Origin of the sequence: Sphingobium sp. DC-2 (assembly GCF_000722555.1) — a bacterium.
Lineage (GTDB): Bacteria > Pseudomonadota > Alphaproteobacteria > Sphingomonadales > Sphingomonadaceae > Sphingobium > Sphingobium quisquiliarum.
In genome coordinates this window covers 139,524-157,552 of record NZ_JNAC01000026.1, presented here as the reverse complement: position 1 = coordinate 157,552, position 18,029 = coordinate 139,524, and the positions used below count along the sequence as shown (strand labels likewise).

Sequence of the window (18,029 nt, the reverse complement as noted above, 5' to 3'; positions counted from 1 at the left end):
GGCGCGCTCCACCGGACCGCGCCCTAGTGCTTATTTGAACCTTAAACTTTTAGGAGCCGAAACATGGCCGAGATTACCGCCGCCGCCGTCAAGGAACTGCGCGACCGTTCGGGCGCGGGCATGATGGACTGCAAGAAGGCGCTCGCAGAAGCCAATGGCGACATGGAAGCGGCCGTCGACTGGCTGCGCGCCAAGGGCCTCGCCGCCGCGCAGAAGAAGTCCAGCCGCACCGCTGCCGAAGGCCTGGTCGGCGTCGCCGTCGCCGGCACCAAGGGCGTTGCCGTCGAAGTGAACAGCGAAACCGACTTCGTCGCCAAGAACGACCAGTTCCAGGATTTCGTGCGCACCGTGGCGCAGGTCGCCTTGCAGAGCGGCGTTTCGGACGCCGAGGCGCTGTCGAACCAGGCGCACCCGGCTGGCGGCACGATCGCCGAAAAGCTGGTGTCGAACATCGCCACCATCGGCGAGAACCAGACGCTGCGCCGCGTCGGCCAGGTGGAAGTGAGCCAGGGCGTCGTCGTTCCCTACGTCCACAACGCCGCCGCGCCGGGCCTGGGCAAGATCGGCGTGCTGGTCGCGCTGGAAGGCGATGCGCCTGCCGATGTGCTGGAGCCGCTGGGCAAGCAGATCGCGATGCACATCGCCGCCGCTTTCCCGCTGGCGCTGTCGTCGGCCGATATCGACCCCGCCCTGCTGGAGCGGGAGCGCGCCATCGCCGCTGAAAAGGCCGCCGAATCGGGCAAGCCCGCCGAAATCGTCGCCAAGATGGTCGATGGCGCGGTGGCCAAGTACGCCAAGGAAAACGCCCTGCTGTCGCAGCTGTTCGTGATGGACAACAAGACCCCCGTCGCCGACGTCGTCGCCAAGGCGGCGAAGGATGCGGGCGCGTCGATCACGCTCAAAAACTATGTCCGTTTCCAGCTCGGCGAAGGCATCGAGAAGGAAACGAGCGACTTCGCGGCCGAAGTCGCCGCCGCTGCGGGCGTTTGAGCGCCCGCCGCATCAGCCGCTGTATCTGACAGAGCGTTCGGTTCGGACGACATCGGGAGGCCAAGGCTTCTCGACAAGTCCGCGCCGGACGCTAAGGACTTCACATCATGGCGCGTGCTGCCTAAGGTGCGCGCCATTTCCTTGCCCGCTTGTAATGGATCTTTCCGCCACATGACTCGCCCGCCCTTCAAGCGCATCCTGCTGAAACTCTCGGGCGAAGTGCTGATGGGGCAAGGGCAGTTCGGTATCGAGCCGGAGACGGTGAACCGCGTCGCGACCGAGATCGCGGCGGCCAAGGACGCCGGATTTGAACTGTGCGTCGTCGTGGGCGGCGGCAATATCTTCCGCGGGCTGGCGGGGGCCGCCAAGGGATTCGACCGGGCGAGCGCCGATTATATGGGCATGCTGGCGACCGTCATGAACGCGCTGGCGGTGCAGAACGCGCTGGAAAAGATCGGTTACGACACGCGGGTCCAGTCGGCGATCCCGATGGCGTCCGTGTGCGAGCCCTATATCCGGCGCAAGGCGGTGCGGCACATGGAAAAGGGCCGGATCGTCATCTTCGCGGCGGGCACCGGCAGCCCCTTCTTCACCACCGACACGACCGCGGCATTGCGCGCGGCGGAAATGAACTGCGACGCGCTGTTCAAGGGCACGAGCGTCGACGGCATCTATAATGCCGATCCCAAGCAGGTGCCGGATGCGGCGCGATATGACCAGATCAGCTTCGACAAGGTGCTGAACGACAATCTGAAGGTCATGGATGCGAGCGCCATTGCGCTCTGCCGCGAAAATAATATTCCCATCGTCGTGTTCAACATTCGCGAAACCGGCAATCTGGCAAAGGTGCTGGCCGGGGACGGGGTGGCGACGATCGTGCAAAATCAGGAGCGCTGAACAACATGGCCCAATATGACAAAGCCGATCTCGAACGCCGCATGCATGGCGCCGTCGAATCGCTGAAAGGAGACCTGGCGGGTCTGCGCACCGGCCGCGCCAATATCCAGCTGCTCGATCCGGTGACGGTAGAGGTCTATGGCGCGCACATGCCGCTCAACCAGGTCGCGACCGTCTCCGCGCCGGAACCGCGCATGCTGTCCGTCCAGGTGTGGGACAAGAGCAATGTCGGCCCGGTCGACAAGGCAATCCGTTCGGCGGGCCTTGGCCTCAACCCGATCGTTGACGGCCAGACGCTGCGCCTGCCGATCCCGGACCTGACCGAGGAACGCCGCAAGGAATTGGCCAAGCTCGCCAGCAAATATGCCGAAGGCGCGCGCGTCGCCGTGCGCAACGTCCGCCGCGACGGCATGGACAGCCTGAAAACCGACGAGAAGAAGGGCGAGATCAGCGAGGACGAACGCAAGCGCATGGAAACCGAGGTGCAGAAGCTGACCGACAGCACCATCGCCGATATCGATGCGGCGGCTGCGGCCAAGGAGAAGGAAATTCTCGGCCGCTGAGCCGGGGTCCTTCCGCCCGTGTCCATCGCGCATCTTCTCTTCTGATGGCCAGCCAAGCCAAGCCCGACATTCGACAGGGCGCGCCTTCGGCTGGCGCGCGTCATGTCGATGGCGTCCGCGCCGGATCGTCCGGTCCCCGCCATGTCGCCATCATCATGGACGGCAATGGCCGCTGGGCGAAAAAGCGCTTCCTGCCGCGCATCGCCGGTCACAAGGCGGGGGTGGAGGCGGTGCGCCGGGTGGCGCGCGCAGCGCTGGACCTGAAACTCGAATGCCTGACGCTCTACGCCTTTTCCTCGGAAAACTGGAAGCGTCCGGCGGCGGAGGTGGCGGACCTGATGGGGCTGCTGCGGCACTTCATCCAGTCCGATCTGGACGAGTTCCACGCCAACGGCATCCGCCTGCGGATCATCGGCAATTACAGGGCGCTCGATCCCTCGCTGGTCGAACTGATCGAAGCAGCGGTTGCGCGGACGGCGGGCAACAAGGGGCCCATCGTCGCCATCGCGCTCAACTATGGCGCGCAGGATGAGCTGGTGCGGGCCGTGCAGAGCCTCGCCGAGCGGGTGAAGGCGGGGGAGATGAGCGTGGCCGACATCGCCGCGGGCGACATCGATGCGCATCTCGACACGGCCGCTCTGCCCCCGCTCGACCTTTTGATCCGCACGTCGGGGGAGCAGCGGCTCAGCAACTTCATGCTGTGGCAGGCGGCCTATGCGGAACTCTATTTCACCGACATGCTGTGGCCGGATTTCGATGGCCGGGCACTGGCGCAGGCGCTTGACTCCTTTCGCATGAGGGACCGCCGGTTCGGCGGCCTGTGAGCGCCATGTCCAGCGAGCTTCGCACCCGCACGATCGTTGGCGTCGCGCTGATCCTTCTGGCGTCGGCTGCGCTCTATTCCGGCGGTTTCCTGTTCTGGCTGCTGCTGGTGGTGGCGGGCGTGCTGATGCAGGGGGAATGGGGCGCGCTCGTGAGCGCGACGCCCGAACAAAGGCGGCTGGCCATGTTCGCGGTGTCGGTGCCGCTGGCGCTGCTGTGCCCGCTGGCCGCCAATGTATCCTGGGTCGCGTTCACATTGGGCGCGGCGGCGTTTTTCTTCGTGCTGCTGGTGACGCGTTCCGTCCGCCTGGCGCTGGGCATTCCCTATGTCGTCCTGCCGGTGATGGCGCTGCTCTATCTGCGGCAGCAGACGCCCGACAGCTATGGGCTGCTGCTCGCTTTCTGGGCATTGGCGCTGGTATGGGCGACCGACATCGGGGCTTATTTCGCTGGCCGCTCGATCGGCGGGCCCAAGCTGGCCCCGCGGGTCAGCCCGTCCAAGACCTGGGCGGGGCTGGGCGGCGGGGTGCTTGCCGCGCTGGCCACCGGGTTCCTGCTCCATCGCCTGGCCGGTCTGCCGGTCGAGCTTGCCGCCGCCAGCGGGCTGCTCGCGGTGGCGGCGCAACTGGGCGACCTGCTTGAAAGCGCGATGAAGCGCAGGGCGGGCGTGAAGGACAGCGGTACGCTGCTGCCCGGCCATGGCGGTGTGCTGGACCGGCTGGATGGCGTGGCGGCCGTCGCGCCACTCGCAGCGCTGCTTTATTTGGTGTTGGTGCTCGGCTGATGCGCAAGATTTCGATTTTCGGAGCGACCGGCTCCGTGGGCACGTCCACGCTGGACCTGATCCGGCGCGATCGCAATGCGTTCGAAGTGGTGGCGCTGACGGCCTTTGGCGATGTCGGCGGGCTGGCCGCCGCCGCGCGCGACTGCGGCGCGAGCATCGCGGTGATCGGCGATGAAGGCCTGTACGGCGCGCTCAAGGATGCATTGCAGGGGTCGGGCGTGCAGGCCGCCGCTGGCGAAGAGGCGCTGGTGGAGGCCGCGCAGGCGGGCGCTGACTGGAGCATGGCGGCGATCGTCGGTTGCGCGGGGCTGCGCCCCACCATGGCGGCGCTGAAAGCGGGCGGCACGGTCGCGCTGGCGAACAAGGAATCGCTGGTGTCAGCAGGCGCGCTGATGATGGAGGCGGCGGCGCAGTCCGGTGCGGCGCTGCTGCCGGTCGACAGTGAACATAATGCCATATTCCAATGCCTTGCCGGAAGCCGCTTGGACGATGTGGCAAGGATCATCCTGACGGCGAGCGGCGGCCCGTTCCGCACCTGCTCGCGGGAGGAGATGCGCGGCATCACCCCGGCGCAGGCGGTGGCGCATCCCAACTGGTCGATGGGCGCGAAGATCAGCGTCGACAGCGCGACGATGATGAACAAGGGGCTGGAACTGATCGAGGCCGCGCACCTCTTTCCCATCGGGCTCGACCGGATCGAGATACTGGTCCATCCGCAGTCCATCATCCATTCGATGGTCGAATATCGCGACCGTTCGACCCTGGCGCAGCTTGGCTCGCCCGACATGCGCATTCCGATCGCGAGCGCGCTTGCCTGGCCGGAGCGGATGGAGACGCCGTGCCAGCCGCTGGACCTGGCGCGGGCGGGGCGGCTCGATTTCGAAACGCCGGACCCGCAACGTTTTCCCGCGCTTCGCCTGGCGCGGCACGCGGCCGGGCAGGGCGGGGCGGCTCCGGCCATTCTGAACGCGGCCAATGAAGTCGCGGTCGCCGCTTTCCTGAAAGGCGCCATCGGCTTCCTTGATATCGCCATGATTGTGGAGGATGTCTTGAACCGCTATAGCGCGGCTGCGCCTTGCCGGATCGAAGACGTGCTGGAAGTGGATGCACGGGCGCGAGCCATGGCGGGGCAAGTGATGGAAAGATTGACTGCTTGATCCAGAATCCGGGTTTCCTGCTGACCGTCCTCGCCTTTGTCGCGGTCATCGGCCCGCTCGTCTTCGTGCATGAGCTGGGCCATTATCTGGTCGGCCGCTGGTGCGGGGTGAAGGCGGAAGCCTTTTCGATCGGGTTCGGGCCGGAAATCGCCGCCTGGGTCGACAAGCGCGGCACCCGATGGCGCATCGGCGCGCTGCCGCTGGGCGGCTATGTGCGGTTTAAGGGCGACATGAACGCCGCCAGCCAGACCGATCCGGCCTGGCTGGAAATGTCGGCGCGCGACCGGGCGGAAAGCTTTCCCGCCAAGCCGCTGTGGCAGCGCGCGGCGATCGTGGCGGCGGGTCCGGCGATCAACTTCCTTTTCGCCATCCTGATCCTGGGCGCCTTCGCCTTCGTCCATGGCGAGAGCCGGACGCCCGCCGTCGCGGGGCAGGTGCAGCCGGGCAGCGCGGCCGCCGCCGCCGGGATCGTGGCGGGCGACCGCATCGTCGCGCTCAACGGACGCGAGATGGCGACCTTCGACGACATCCGCCTTTATGCGCAGATCCGTCCGGGCGAGCCCGTGGTGATCCAGGTCGAGCGGGGCGGCAAGCGGTTCGACCGGCAGGGGCGGATCGGCGCAGTCGAGGAAAGCGACGGCTTTGGCAACAGGTTCAGGATCGGGCGGCTGGGCATCGCGCCGGGCGATCCGGTGATCGAGCCGGTCAGCCTGTGGCGCGCGCCGGTGGTGGCGATCGAGCGCACGGGCCAGATCGTCCGCACCATGGTGGAAACGCTGGGGCAGATTCTGGGCGGCGGCCGGTCGGTGAAGGAGCTTGGCGGGCCGCTCAAGATCGCGGAGGTTTCGGGGCAGGCGGCGACGCTGGGGGTGGAAAGCTTCATCTTCTTCATGGCGCTCATCTCGATTAACTTGGGGTTCATCAACCTCTTGCCAATTCCGATGCTGGATGGCGGCCACCTGCTGTTCTACGGATTGGAAGCGGTGCAGCGCAGGCCGGTCAGCCCCAGGGTGCAGGAATGGGCCTACCGGTCTGGTCTGGCGCTGCTTCTGACCATGATGATGCTGGTTACATTCAACGATCTAACGTCTTTCGGTATCTGGGAGCGCCTGTCCGGCTTGATCGGCTGATCCGTATCGGGCAGGGAGGCGCGGCTTGTGCGGCGTCTTTCCGGGCGTGAACGAGCATTGCTTATTTGTAAAAGGGTGAAGCGGGTGACAGCGATAATGAGCAGCAAGAGGCAGCGCCCGATTGTCGCGGCCCTTTTGGCGACGACGATGATCGGCGGCATCGCGGCAGGCCCGGCCCTGGCGCAGGACGCCGCGCCGGCCGCCGCGCCCGTGCCCGCCGCCGTGCCTGCCGCGGGCACCATCCGCAGCGTCGCCGTGACGGGTCAGCAGCGGCTGGAGCCCGACACGGTCCTGTCCTACACCAAGCTGCGCGTGGGTCAGCCCTATACGCAGGAAACGCTCGATCAGGCGTTGCGCGACCTGTATGAGACGGAACTGTTCGCCGACGTGCAGATCCGCAACGACAATGGCGCATTGACCATCGAGGTCCGGGAAAATCCGGTCATCAACCGCATCGTGCTGGAAGGCAACAAGCGGTTGAAGGAAGACAAGATCCGTCCTGAGATCAAGCTCGCCCCGCGCCAGATCTATACCCGGTCGAAGGTGCGCGCGGACGTGGCCCGCATCATCGAACTCTATCGCCGCCAGGGCCGCTTCGCCGCCACGGTCGAGCCGAAGATGGTGCAACTCGACCAGAACCGCGTCGATATCGTCTTCGAGATTTCCGAAGGGCCCAAGTCCAAGGTCCGGCAGATCAACATCATCGGCAACGACAAGTTCAGCGACGGCGAACTGCGCAGCCAGATGGTGACCAAGCAGTCGCGCTGGTTCCGCATCTTCTCCTCCGGCACCAGCTATGACCCGGATCGCCTGGCCTATGACCAGCAGAAGCTGCGGCAATTCTACCTGACCGAAGGCTATGCCGACTTCCGCGTCATTTCAGCCGTGGCGGAACTGACGCCCGACAAGCAGGACTTCATCATCACCTATGTGGTTGAGGAAGGGGACCGCTACAAATTCGGCGACGTGAAGGTGGAAAGCGACATTCGCGACCTTTCGGGCGCGACGCTGACCAAGACGCTGCCGATGAAGAAGGGCGACTGGTACAACGCCAAGCAGGTTGAGGACACGGTCGATACGCTGAGCGAGACGGCGGGCCTGTTCGGCTATGCCTTTGCGGACGTGCAGCCGGACTTCAACCGCGACAAGGACAGCCTGACGATGGGGATCAATTTCCGCATCGGCAATGCGCCCCGTGTCTATGTCGAGCGGGTCGACGTCAACGGCAACACGCTGACGCAGGACAAGGTCGTGCGCCGCGAGTTCCGCCTGGCGGAAGGCGACGCCTTCAACAGCTTCCTGGTCAAGCGGTCGCGCGACCGCATCAACTCGCTCGGCTTCTTCCAGGAAAAGCTGGAGATCGAGCAGAAGCCGGGTTCCGCGCCAGACCGCATCGTGCTGGAAACCAATGTGCAGGAAAAATCGACGGGCGAACTGTCGCTTTCGGCCGGTTTCTCCTCGCTTGAGCGGTTTATCGTCGCGGCGTCGATCACCCAGCGCAACTTCCGCGGCAAGGGCCAGGAACTGCGCGCCAGCGTCAATTATTCCAGCTATTCCAAGTCCGTCGAACTGGGCTTCACCGAACCCTATTTCATGGACAAGAATATCGCGCTGGGCGGCGACATCTACCGCCGCGACCTCAACAGCTTCCGCTATCTCGGCAATTCCAACGATCGCGACACGACCTACAAGCAGACGACGACAGGCTTCCAGATCCGCGCTGGCGTGCCGATCACGGAATATATGTCGCTCGCCCTGCGCTACAGCCTCAATCTGGACGATGTGAGTCTGGACGAGGACACTTATTATACCAATGGCGTCTGCGACCCGATCCTCGCGGGGCGCTATCTGTGCGACGCCATCGGCAAGCGGACGACATCCTCGCTCGGCTATTCGCTGATCTACGACAATCGCGATAACCGTATCCGGGCGACGCGCGGTCATAATATCGTGCTGAGCCAGGATTTCGCCGGGCTGGGCGGCAGCGTCAAATATGTCCGCACGCGGCTTAACGGGGCCAAATATTGGCCCTTGGGCGGCGGCTTCATCTTCTCGCTGTCGGCGGAAGGCGGATATATCCATTCGCTGGAAGGCGAGCGGCGGGATGCAAGCGGCGAACTGGTGGACAAGATCCGGCTGACCGACCGCTTCTTCCTGGGCAACCCGCAGATTCGCGGCTTTGACATTCGCGGCATTGGTCCGCGCGTGAAGCGCTATTATCTGGTGGCTGATCCCAATAGCCCGACCGGATTTTCGCGGAATTCGGGCGACAATAATGTCCGTGACGACGCTCTGGGCGGCAAAGTCTATTATCTTGCGCGTGCGGAAGTCGAAATTCCGCTGGGCTCAGGCGCGCGAGAGATGGGCCTGCGTCCCTCCATATTCGTGGATGCCGGCGCTGTCGGCGGACTGCGTGATCCGCAGCCGACCAACTTCCCCGGCTATTGCTCCATCACGCCGCAGACGGGCACCACCGGTCCGGCCAGCACTGTACGTGCCGCTTCGCTGGGCACCTGCAATGCGCCACCTGCGGGCTTCGACGCTGCCTATCTCGACGGCACGGGCTTCGAGGAAGTGTATCTCGGCGACACGCTCAAGCCGCGTGTTTCCGTGGGCTTCGGCGTCAACTGGAACTCGCCGTTCGGGCCGTTCCGCATCGACATCGCCAAGGCCCTGCTCAAGGAACCAGGGGACGACACTCAGCTCATCAGCTTCAACGTAGGGACTCAATTCTAATGAACATGATCCTCAAGGCGGCGGCTCTCGCCTTCGCCCCCATGACTGCCATCGCACTTGCCAGCGCGCCCGCGGCCGCTCAGTCTAAGAACGGCATCGCCGTGGTCGACATCCAGCGCGCCGTCGCCACCAGCTCGGCCTATACGACCGCCCGCTCGCAGATCCAGACGACCTACAAGGCGCAGATCGACAGCTTCAACGCGCGCAAGAACGCCATCGACGCGGACCTGCGTTCGAAGGGCACGGCGCTGGAAGCGGCGATGAAGGCTGCGGGCAACAAGCCCACCCCGGCGATCCAGACCCAGTATGAAGCCTATCAGAAGGCTGGCCAGAACGGTCAGGCCGAACTGCAACGCCTGGGCCAGCCGATCGCTCTGGCCAACGCTTATGTCGAGGAACAGATTTCGGCCAAGCTGTCGGACGCGCTGAAATCCGCCATGACCAAGGCCAAGGTCGACCTGATCCTCTCCCCCGACGCGACGGTTTCCTATCAGCCGGGCGTGGACATCACGCAGCAGGTGGTGACGGAACTGAACGCGCTGGTGCCCAGCGTCGGCATCACGCCGCCTGCTGGCTGGCAGCCGGGCGGCGCCCGTGGTCAGGCGCCGACGCCTGCCGCAGCAGCGCCCGCCGCGCCCGCCAACCCGTCGCAGCAGCCGACGTCGCGCTGATCCGCCGATGACGGGTGAAGCTGACGCGGCTGCCGCCGCCATGGGTCCCATCGACATTCGCGGGATTATGGCGGCGCTGCCGCACCGTTATCCGATGCTGCTGGTCGACCGCGTGGTCTCGCTCGTGCGCAGCGAGTCGATCCATGCGGTCAAGGCCGTGTCGATCAACGAATCCTTCTTTCAGGGGCACTTCCCCGGCCGCCCGATCATGCCGGGCGTGCTGATCGTGGAGGCGATGGCGCAGGCGGCGGGCGTGCTGGCCGTTGAATCGCTCAACCTGCGCGGTTCGGGCAAGCTGGTCTATTTCATGAGCATCGAAGGGGCCAAGTTCCGCACGCCGGTAGAGCCGGGATGCCTGCTCGACCTGCATGTGGAGATCACCCAGAATCGCGGGCGCGTGTGCAAGTTCGCGGGCCGGGCTTTGGTGAATGGCAATGTGTGCGCCGAAACCAATTTCGTCGCCATGATCACCGATCCGCCAGCGGAGTGAAGCGGAAGGGGCGGCCTGCCGGTCGCCCCTTGCTTTCGCGCGCAAAGCCATGTAACCGCGCGCCTTCGCAATTTATCGCATCCATGGCCGGTCGGAAACCGGCCCATAGACGGAGCAGACCCATGAAGGCCGATACGCACCCCGATTATCATTTTATCACCGTCCAGATGACCGACGGGACGACTTTCCGCACCCGTTCGACCTGGGGCAAGGAAGGCGACACGATGGCGCTCGACATCGATCCCAAGTCGCATCCGGCGTGGACCGGCGGCCAGCGCCAGCTGGAGCAGGGCGGCCAGGTGGCGCGCTTCAACAAGCGTTTCGGCGGCCTGACGCTGAAGAAATAATCGCTTCGTCAGATGAGCGGATGAGGAGGGCGCCTTTCGGGGCGCCCTTTTTTGTTTTGGCGCTGATTGCTTAATTCTCCCTGTGCCGGAGGCGTGGGGAAGGGGGCCATGCCTGGCATGGTGGAGGGAAAATGGGCTGATATTGTGCCTTTTCCCCTCCACCACCGGCTGCGCCGATGGTCCCCCGCCCCATCATTCGATGGGCAGGATCAGGTGGGGCGTTGACAAGTCTGGCGCGGCTTCACGCCGCGGCGCGATCCTCGTTCAGGAAGGCGGCGACATCATCCAGCGCTACATCCTTCGACAGGAAGGTCTGTCCGATCCCGCGCGCCAGCAGGAAGGGGAGGGTGCCCGCAGCCATCTTCTTGTCATGAAGCATGTGCGCGACAAGCGCGGCGCCGTCCGCTTTTACGTGCGCGCTGGCGAGATTGTGGGGCAGACCCACGGATTTCAGATGCGCCGTGACCCGCTCCGCGTCCGCTGCGGGGCATAGCCCCAGCCGGGCCGAATAGCGGAAGGCGAGCGCCATGCCCGCCGCAACGCCTTCGCCATGCAGGAGGAGGTCGGAAAAGCCGGTGTCCGCCTCCAGCGCATGGCCGAACGTGTGGCCAAGGTTCAGCAGCGCCCGGCGGCCGGAGGTTTCCCGCTCGTCATCGGCGACGATCGCGGCCTTGGCCTGGACGCTGCGTTCGATCGCATATGCGCGCGCGCCGCTGTCGCCGTCGAGCAGGCGATAGCCTTCGGCTTCGCACCAGGCGAAGAAATCGGGATCGTCGATCAGGCCATATTTCACCACTTCGGCATAGCCGGCGCGGGTTTCGCGGGGCGGCAGGCTGTCGAGCGTCGACGGGTCGATCAGCACGAGGCTTGGCTGATAGAAGCTGCCGATCAGATTCTTGCCTGCCTTGGCGTTGATCGCCGTCTTGCCGCCGACCGAACTGTCCACCTGCGCGAGCAGGGTCGTCGGAACCTGGATGAAGTGGCAGCCGCGCTTCAGGATGGAGGCGGCAAAGCCCACCAGGTCGCCGATGACGCCGCCGCCCAGCGCGACGACATGATCGCCCCGCTCAATCTCCAGCGCGAGCAGCGCGTCGAGCAGTTGTTCCAGATGCCGCCAGCTCTTGGTCTGCTCACCGGCGGGCAGGATGATGGGTTCGAGCGCGATGCCCGCGCCGCGCAGGCTGGCTTGCAGCCGTGGCAGCTGCGCCCTGGCCACATTGGCGTCCGTCACGACCACCAGCCGGTCCTTGCGCGCATATTGCGCGAGATGCGCGGCGGCGCGGTCCAGCGCGCCTTCCTCTATGATGATGTCATAGCTGCGCGCATCGAGCGCGACGCGGACTAATGCCATGCGACGAGTTGCTCCATTATGCTGTCCACCGTCACTTCATGCGGCGCGGCGATGCTTTTGATGTGGATGGGGGCGAGCGCGTAGACGGGATTGCGCGTGGCGGCGAGCTGGGTCAGCACCACGCGCGGGTCCTTGCCTTTCAGCAGCGGGCGGCCATCCCGCCGGGACACGCGATCCACCAATATGTCGATGTCCGCGTCCAGCCAGATGGCGGTGGCATGGTCGAGGATCAGTTTGCGCGTGTCATCCTGCATGAAGGCGCCGCCGCCCGTGGCGATCACCTTGGGCTCGCCGTCCATCAGCCGGGCGATCACCCGCCGCTCGCCATCGCGGAAATAGGATTCGCCATAGCGTTCGAACATTTCCGTGATGGTCATGCCCGCCGCCTTTTCAATCTCTTCGTCGGCATCCACGAAAGCAAGGCCGAGCCGCGCGGCAAGGCGGCGGCCGACGGTCGATTTGCCCACGCCCATCATGCCGACGAGGACGATGGGACCACGCTTCGGATCGACAGGGGCGGATTTGCTGTTTCGCTGCATGCAGAGCGGGGCTATACATCCCCCCGTCACAGAGGCAAATCGCAACTTTCCTCATCTTCCGGCTTGGCCGCACAAGGACTCATGAGAAGCAACCGTTCCTTCAGCAACTTCGAAAGCAGCTCACGCCGCCGGGGCAAGCGCCTGCCGATCGTCCCCATCGTCCTGATCGCCTTGCTGGTCGGATTTCTGGCGCTCCTCTGGTCGCGCGGCGGGGAACAGCCGCAGCAGCGCGTGGAAAAGGCGATCCCCGCCGAAAAGCTGGGCCAATAAGCGACATGCGCCGCCGCCGGGGGAATGCCAGATGGGCGCTGGGGACGCTCGCCATTGCGCTGGCGCTGCCGGTGGTTGCGCAGGACGCGCCCGAATCCCTGCTGCCGCCCGGCTTTGGCGATGCGCCCCAGGCGCCTGCGCCCGCCGCTCCGCAGCCTGGGCGGCCAGCGGCTCCCGCAGCGCCGGTGCCGATGGTGCAGCCGCTGCCGCCCCCGGCCGCCTTGCCGGAGGAGAATGCGGCGGCCAATGCGGCCGGGGAAGACGCGCTGTCCGAAGAAGAGATTGCGGCGCAGAAGGCCAGATATGACCTGCCGGAGGGCGCGCATCGATCGCTCGACCGGATTGGCGTACTGACGCCCGGCCGGCTGGGTTTTGCGCCCGACGATTTCGGCAATCAGCCGGGACAGTTTCTGGCGGCGCTGATGAAGGAGACGCGCGCGCCGGTCACGTCGCGCTGGGCGTCGATCCTGCTGCGGCGGGCGCTGCTGTCGGAGACGGATACGCCGCGCGGCATCAATGGCGCCGACTGGGTGGCGGAGCGCGCCTGGCTGCTGCTGCGCATGGGGGAGGCGGACAGCGCCCGGCTGCTGGTGCAAAGCGTCGATTCGGATCGCTTCACCCCCCGCCTCTATGCCGTGGCAATGCAGACCTATCTGGCGACCGCCGACCCGGCTGGGCTGTGCCCGCTGTCCGCAGGCGCGCTTCGCACCAGCAAGGAGCCGGGATGGGACATGACGCGCGCGATCTGCCCGGCGCTGTCGGGGGATCAGGGATCGGCGAGCGGCGCGCTCAATCAGGCGCAGCGGCGCGGCGTGGTGCGCGGCATCGATTACCGGCTGGCGGAAAAGGTGGTGGGGACAGGGTTCAACGCCCGCCGATCGGTGAAGATCGAGTGGGATGGGGTCGACCGGCTGACTGCCTGGCGTTTCGGCCTTGCGACCGCGCTCAATGTCGAGATTCCCGATGCGCTCTACGCCACGGCGGGGCAGCATGTGCGGGCGTGGGAGGCGCGGGCCCCGGCCTTGAGCGCCGCGCGCCGTCTGCCGGGGGCCGAAGTGGCGGCGCGGCTGGGCGTCTTTTCGAACAAGGCGCTGGTCGGCTTCTACAGCCAGCTGGGCGCTGATGGCGACGCGGAAGGGGAGGTCGCCGACCGGATCGAGGCGCTGCGCACTGCCTATACCGCGGGAAGCGTTGGCGACCGTGTTCGGGCGATGCGCACCCTGTGGCGGGACAATGGCCGGCCTGATTATGTCGGCCTGATCGCGACGGCCAGAGCGGCGGCGGCGCTGCCGGTGACGCAGGTGGATGCGCGCGACGCGGCCAATCTGGTCGCCGCCATGCTGACCGCCGGATATGACCGCAGCACGCTGCGCTGGACGTCGGTGGCGCGGCAGGCGGATGGCGATGGCGCGGGCATCCTGTGGGCATTGCTGGCCGCCGGAGCGCCCACGGTCGCCGTCGACATCAGCGACAGCCGCCTGTCCAGCTTCATCGATGAGGAAGGGGAAGCGAAGGGCAGGATGCTGATCGCCGCGCTGGCGGGTTTGTCGCGCATGGACGCGCAAAAGGCGGCGGCGCTGGCGCAGGACAATGGGTTTCAGCTTGCCCCCGCCAGCCGCTGGGCCCGCGCGATCGGGCAGGCCGCCGCGCGGGGCGAGAAGGGCAGCGTCGCCCTGCTGGCCGCAGTCGGCATGCAGACGGCGGAATGGAGCCGGCTGCCCCCCGGCCATCTGTACCACATCATCGCCGCCCTGCATCGCGTCGGCCTGGACCCCGAAGCGCGTATGATCGCGGCGGAGGCGATCACGCGAGCCTGACGCTTATGAGTGACGACGCGGCGCTGATCGATCGCTTTCTGGAGATGATGGCCGCCGAAAGGGGTGCGTCGCGCAACACGCTGCTCGCCTATCGCACCGACCTGATGTCCGCGGCGGAGATCATGGGGGGCTTGTCCAGAGCGGGCATGGACAGCATCGGCGCGCTGGCGGGCGCGTGGGGAACGCTGGCGGCCTCGACCGTCGCGCGCAAGGCTTCGGCGCTGCGGGCCTTCTACGCTTTTCTGGAGGAAGAGGGGCTGCGCGCCGATAATCCGGCGGCCGCGCTGCCGCGCCCTGCGACGCGTCGGCCGCTGCCCAAGATCCTGTCAGCGGCGGAAGTGGACCTGCTTTTCGGGGTTATCGAGGCGAAGATCGCCGCCGGGCATCCCGCGCCGCTCGACCTGCGGCTGTCGGCCCTGATCGAACTGCTTTACGGGTCGGGCCTGCGCGCGACCGAGCTGGTGTCTTTGCCCCGCCGTGCGCTTGCCGTGGACAAGCCGTTACTGATCCTGAAGGGGAAGGGCGCGCGCGAAAGGCTGGTGCCGATTTCCGACCGGGCGCGGGCCGCCGTTGCGGCATGGTTGCCCCATGTGCCGGTGGACAGTCCCTGGCTTTTCCCGTCCGGCAAGAGCCATGTGAGCCGCATCCGCCTCTATCAGATGGTGAAGGCCCTGGCGGCGGCCGCGGGTATCGCGCCCGAACGGGTGAGCCCGCATGTGCTGCGCCACGCCTTTGCCACGCATCTACTGGAAGGCGGGGCGGACCTGCGCGCGCTCCAGTCTATGCTGGGGCATGCGGACATCGGAACGACCCAGATCTACACGCATGTGGACAGCCGCAGGCTGGTGGAATTGGTCAACAGCCGCCATCCGCTCGCGACGATGGGTCATCGCCTCGTTGACGGCGGGACATCTGCGCCCTAACGCCGTCGCCCATGGTTAGCTTTCTGGAATTTGAAAAGCCCATCGCTGAACTGGAGGCGCGCGTCATCGAATTGCGCGCCACGGCCAGCGCCGGGGATATCGACATTGGCGGCGAGATCGAGAAGCTGGAGCAGCGCGCCGCCAAGATGCTGGTCGACACCTATGCCAAGCTGACGCCATGGCAGAAGACGCAGGTGGCGCGCCACCCTGATCGCCCCCACTTCAAGGATTATGTGGCGGGCATGTTCGACAATTATATGCCGCTGGCGGGTGACCGGGCCTTTGCCGACGATCAGGCGATATTGGGCGGCTTCGCAACGCTGGGCGAGCGGCGGGTGATGGTCATCGGCCATGAAAAGGGCGACGATACCGCCAGCCGGGTGCGACACAATTTCGGCATGGCCAAGCCGGAGGGCTATCGCAAGGCGATCCGTTTGATGCAGCTTGCCGACCGGTTCGGATTGCCGGTGGTGACGCTGGTGGACACATCCGGGGCTTTTCCGGGCGTGCAGGCGGAGGAGCGCGGGCAGGCGGAAGCGATCGCGCGATCGACCGAGCAGTGCCTGGCGCTGGGCGTGCCGATGGTCGCCGCCGTGGTGGGCGAAGGCGGATCGGGCGGCGCGGTGGCGCTGGCGGCCGCGAACCGCGTGCTGATGTTCGAACATGCCATCTATTCGGTGATCTCGCCCGAAGGCTGCGCCTCCATCCTATGGCGGACGGCCGACCGCGCGAGCGATGCGGCGACCGCCATGCAGGTGACGGCGCAGCATCTGAAATCGCTGGGCGTCATCGATCGCATCGTGCCTGAACCGGCGGGTGGTGCGCATCGCCAGCCAGTGCAGGCGATCGCGCAGCTTGGCGCGGCGATCGGCGAGGAACTGGACGCGCTTTCGGGCATGAGCGCATCGGACCTGCGCACCGACCGGGCGGACAAGTTCCTGGCGATCGGGGCCTGATCTTCCGCTCTGGAACATGACGTCCGCAGGCTCGTTACGTCGCAGTAACAGCTATGTGGGAGGAAGCGTGAAACGCGCGAAGATATGGGCATGTGTGACGGCTGGCACGGCGGCGGCTCTGGTCGCGCCTTCGGTCGTCGGGCAGCAAAGGGCCATCCGAACCGTCTCGTCCATCAGCCCGCAGGACAAGGCTGCGGGCGCGAAGCAGCATCCGCAGTTGCTGAATGAGTTTGGCGGAGCCTATGCGGGACCGCAGGCCAAATATGTGGAGACGGTGGGGCGGCGGGTCGCCGTGCAGTCCGGCCTGTCGGACGCGCAGAGCGACTTTACGGTCACGCTGCTCAATTCGCCGGTCAATAACGCCTTCGCCATTCCGGGCGGCTATGTCTATGTCACGCGCCAGTTGATGGCGCTGATGAATGACGAGGCGGAGCTTGCGGGCGTGCTGGGGCATGAGGTCGGCCATGTCGCGGCTCAGCATGGCCAAAGGCGCCAGCAGACAGCACAGCGCAATGCCATCGGCGGCACCTTGCTACAGGTGCTGACCGGCGCGCTCTTGGGCGATTCGGCCTTGGCCGGGCTGGTCCAGAGGGGAATCGGAACGGGTAGCCAGCTGCTGACGCTTAAATTTTCACGGTCGCAGGAATATGAGGCGGACGATCTTGGCATCCGCTACCTTGCGTCGGGCGGCTATGATCCCAGAGCGCTGTCCACCATGCTGGCATCGCTTGCCGCGCAGAGCAGCCTGGATGCGCGCCTGACCGGCAATGCGCGCTCGGTGCCCGAATGGGCGAGCACGCACCCCGATCCCGGCTCACGCGTCGACCGTGCCGCGCGCAACGCCGTCCGGGCGGGGACGTCTACGGCGCGGAACAGGGATGCTTTTCTCTCCGCGCTGGACGGCGTGTTATATGGCGATGATCCGAAACAGGGCGTGATCGACGGCACCCGCTTCCGTCATCCCGACCTTCGCCTGAGTTTCGTCGCGCCATCGGGCTTTGGCATGGAAAATTCCACCGATGCGGTGTCGATCACGGGATCGGGCGGACAGGCGCAGTTCGGCGCTGCTCCCTATTCGGGGAATCTGGACGCCTATGTGGAGTCCGTTTTCGCCAAATTGGGCGGCAGTGGAAGCGTGCCGGAGGGCGAGGTGCGCCGCACGACCGTCAACGGACTGCCCGCTGCCTGGCGCACCGTGCGGGCGCGGACGCAGTCGAGCCAGGTGGACGCAACCGTCTTTGCTTATGATTTCGGGGGTGGCAAGGCCTATCACTTCCTGCTGCTGACCCCGGCAGGGCAGGGGATCGGACCGTTCACGCCGATGGTCCAGTCAGTCCAGCGCTTGTCCGCGCAGGACGCCGCCGCCATCAAGCCGCGCCGCGTCAGTGTGGTCACGGTCAAGGCTGGCGATACGGTGCAATCGCTTAGCCGCAGGATGGCCTATCCGGATTATCAGCTGGAGCGCTTCCTGACGATCAATGCGCTGACGGCGCAGAGTGTGCTGAAGGCTGGGCAGAAGGTGAAGATTGTCGTTTGATCAATAATGTGCTGGAATCAAAAAAGGCGGCGGAATTGCTTCCGCCGCC

The 18,029-nt window shown here is 65.9% G+C and carries 18 protein-coding genes; 16 read left to right on the top strand and 2 right to left on the bottom strand.

The annotated features are described in order from the left end of the window. The first annotated feature begins 63 nt into the window (after positions 1-63). The 11 genes from tsf to rpmE all read left to right on the top strand — a co-directional run bounded on the left by tsf (position 64) and on the right by rpmE (position 10,587). Positions 64-990, top strand: coding sequence for a translation elongation factor Ts (tsf, locus tag ET21_RS0104535; protein ID WP_030538757.1), 927 nt, complete (start codon positions 64-66; stop codon positions 988-990). Between the two features lie 171 nt (positions 991-1,161). Continuing rightward, the gene (pyrH, locus tag ET21_RS0104530) at positions 1,162-1,887 is read left to right on the top strand and encodes a UMP kinase (protein ID WP_021237498.1); all 726 of its coding nucleotides are present in this window, start codon (positions 1,162-1,164) and stop codon (positions 1,885-1,887) included. Between the two features lie 5 nt (positions 1,888-1,892). Beyond that, positions 1,893-2,450, top strand: a complete 558-nt coding sequence (frr, locus tag ET21_RS0104525) for a ribosome recycling factor (protein WP_021237497.1) — start codon at positions 1,893-1,895, stop codon at positions 2,448-2,450. Between the two features lie 44 nt (positions 2,451-2,494). Next, on the top strand, positions 2,495-3,274 hold the full coding sequence (locus ET21_RS0104520) for an isoprenyl transferase (RefSeq protein WP_030538756.1): 780 nt from the start codon (positions 2,495-2,497) through the stop codon (positions 3,272-3,274). Between the two features lie 5 nt (positions 3,275-3,279). Next, positions 3,280-4,056, top strand: a complete 777-nt coding sequence (locus ET21_RS0104515) for a phosphatidate cytidylyltransferase (RefSeq protein ID WP_030538755.1) — start codon at positions 3,280-3,282, stop codon at positions 4,054-4,056. Next, positions 4,056-5,213 (top strand): 1-deoxy-D-xylulose-5-phosphate reductoisomerase, encoded by a 1,158-nt coding sequence (locus ET21_RS0104510; protein ID WP_030538754.1) that lies wholly within the window; start codon positions 4,056-4,058, stop codon positions 5,211-5,213. Before ET21_RS0104515 ends, ET21_RS0104510 begins: the two co-directional genes overlap by 1 nt. Next, positions 5,210-6,343, top strand: coding sequence for an RIP metalloprotease RseP (gene rseP / locus ET21_RS0104505; protein ID WP_030538753.1), 1,134 nt, complete (start codon positions 5,210-5,212; stop codon positions 6,341-6,343). Before ET21_RS0104510 ends, rseP begins: the two co-directional genes overlap by 4 nt. 93 nt (positions 6,344-6,436) lie before the next feature. After that, entirely contained in the window at positions 6,437-9,079 is a 2,643-nt protein-coding gene (gene bamA, locus ET21_RS0104500) for an outer membrane protein assembly factor BamA (protein ID WP_030538752.1), read from the top strand. Beyond that, positions 9,079-9,750, top strand: a complete 672-nt coding sequence (locus ET21_RS0104495) for an OmpH family outer membrane protein (RefSeq protein WP_030538751.1) — start codon at positions 9,079-9,081, stop codon at positions 9,748-9,750. Before bamA ends, ET21_RS0104495 begins: the two co-directional genes overlap by 1 nt. Positions 9,751-9,757: 7 nt before the next feature. Then, positions 9,758-10,240 (top strand): 3-hydroxyacyl-ACP dehydratase FabZ, encoded by a 483-nt coding sequence (fabZ, locus tag ET21_RS0104490; protein ID WP_021236801.1) that lies wholly within the window; start codon positions 9,758-9,760, stop codon positions 10,238-10,240. 122 nt (positions 10,241-10,362) lie between these two features. Further along, on the top strand, positions 10,363-10,587 hold the full coding sequence (gene rpmE / locus ET21_RS0104485) for a 50S ribosomal protein L31 (RefSeq protein ID WP_021236802.1): 225 nt from the start codon (positions 10,363-10,365) through the stop codon (positions 10,585-10,587). A 241-nt stretch (positions 10,588-10,828) separates the two neighbouring features. Here the strand turns inward: rpmE and aroB are convergent, their stop codons facing one another. Both aroB and ET21_RS0104475 read right to left on the bottom strand, forming a co-directional pair. Then, positions 10,829-11,938 (bottom strand): 3-dehydroquinate synthase, encoded by a 1,110-nt coding sequence (aroB, locus tag ET21_RS0104480; RefSeq protein ID WP_030538750.1) that lies wholly within the window; start codon positions 11,936-11,938, stop codon positions 10,829-10,831. After that, positions 11,929-12,477, bottom strand: a complete 549-nt coding sequence (locus tag ET21_RS0104475) for a shikimate kinase (RefSeq protein WP_030538749.1) — start codon at positions 12,475-12,477, stop codon at positions 11,929-11,931. Before ET21_RS0104475 ends, aroB begins: the two co-directional genes overlap by 10 nt. Before the next feature lie 81 nt (positions 12,478-12,558). On the opposite strand from ET21_RS0104475, the gene ET21_RS0104470 reads away from it, so the two are divergent. From ET21_RS0104470 to ET21_RS0104450, 5 genes are all read left to right on the top strand, one after another. Beyond that, on the top strand, positions 12,559-12,747 hold the full coding sequence (locus tag ET21_RS0104470) for a hypothetical protein (RefSeq protein ID WP_030538748.1): 189 nt from the start codon (positions 12,559-12,561) through the stop codon (positions 12,745-12,747). 5 nt (positions 12,748-12,752) lie between these two features. Continuing rightward, positions 12,753-14,564, top strand: a complete 1,812-nt coding sequence (locus ET21_RS0104465; protein WP_030538747.1) for a hypothetical protein — start codon at positions 12,753-12,755, stop codon at positions 14,562-14,564. 5 nt (positions 14,565-14,569) lie between these two features. Beyond that, positions 14,570-15,487: a tyrosine recombinase gene (locus ET21_RS0104460; RefSeq protein WP_030538746.1), complete on the top strand. Its 918-nt coding sequence runs from the start codon at positions 14,570-14,572 to the stop codon at positions 15,485-15,487. A gap of 11 nt (positions 15,488-15,498) precedes the next feature. After that, positions 15,499-16,443, top strand: a complete 945-nt coding sequence (locus ET21_RS0104455; RefSeq protein WP_030538745.1) for an acetyl-CoA carboxylase carboxyltransferase subunit alpha — start codon at positions 15,499-15,501, stop codon at positions 16,441-16,443. A gap of 67 nt (positions 16,444-16,510) precedes the next feature. Continuing rightward, entirely contained in the window at positions 16,511-17,980 is a 1,470-nt protein-coding gene (locus tag ET21_RS0104450; RefSeq protein ID WP_051767999.1) for a M48 family metalloprotease, read from the top strand. Positions 17,981-18,029: the final 49 nt, after the last annotated feature.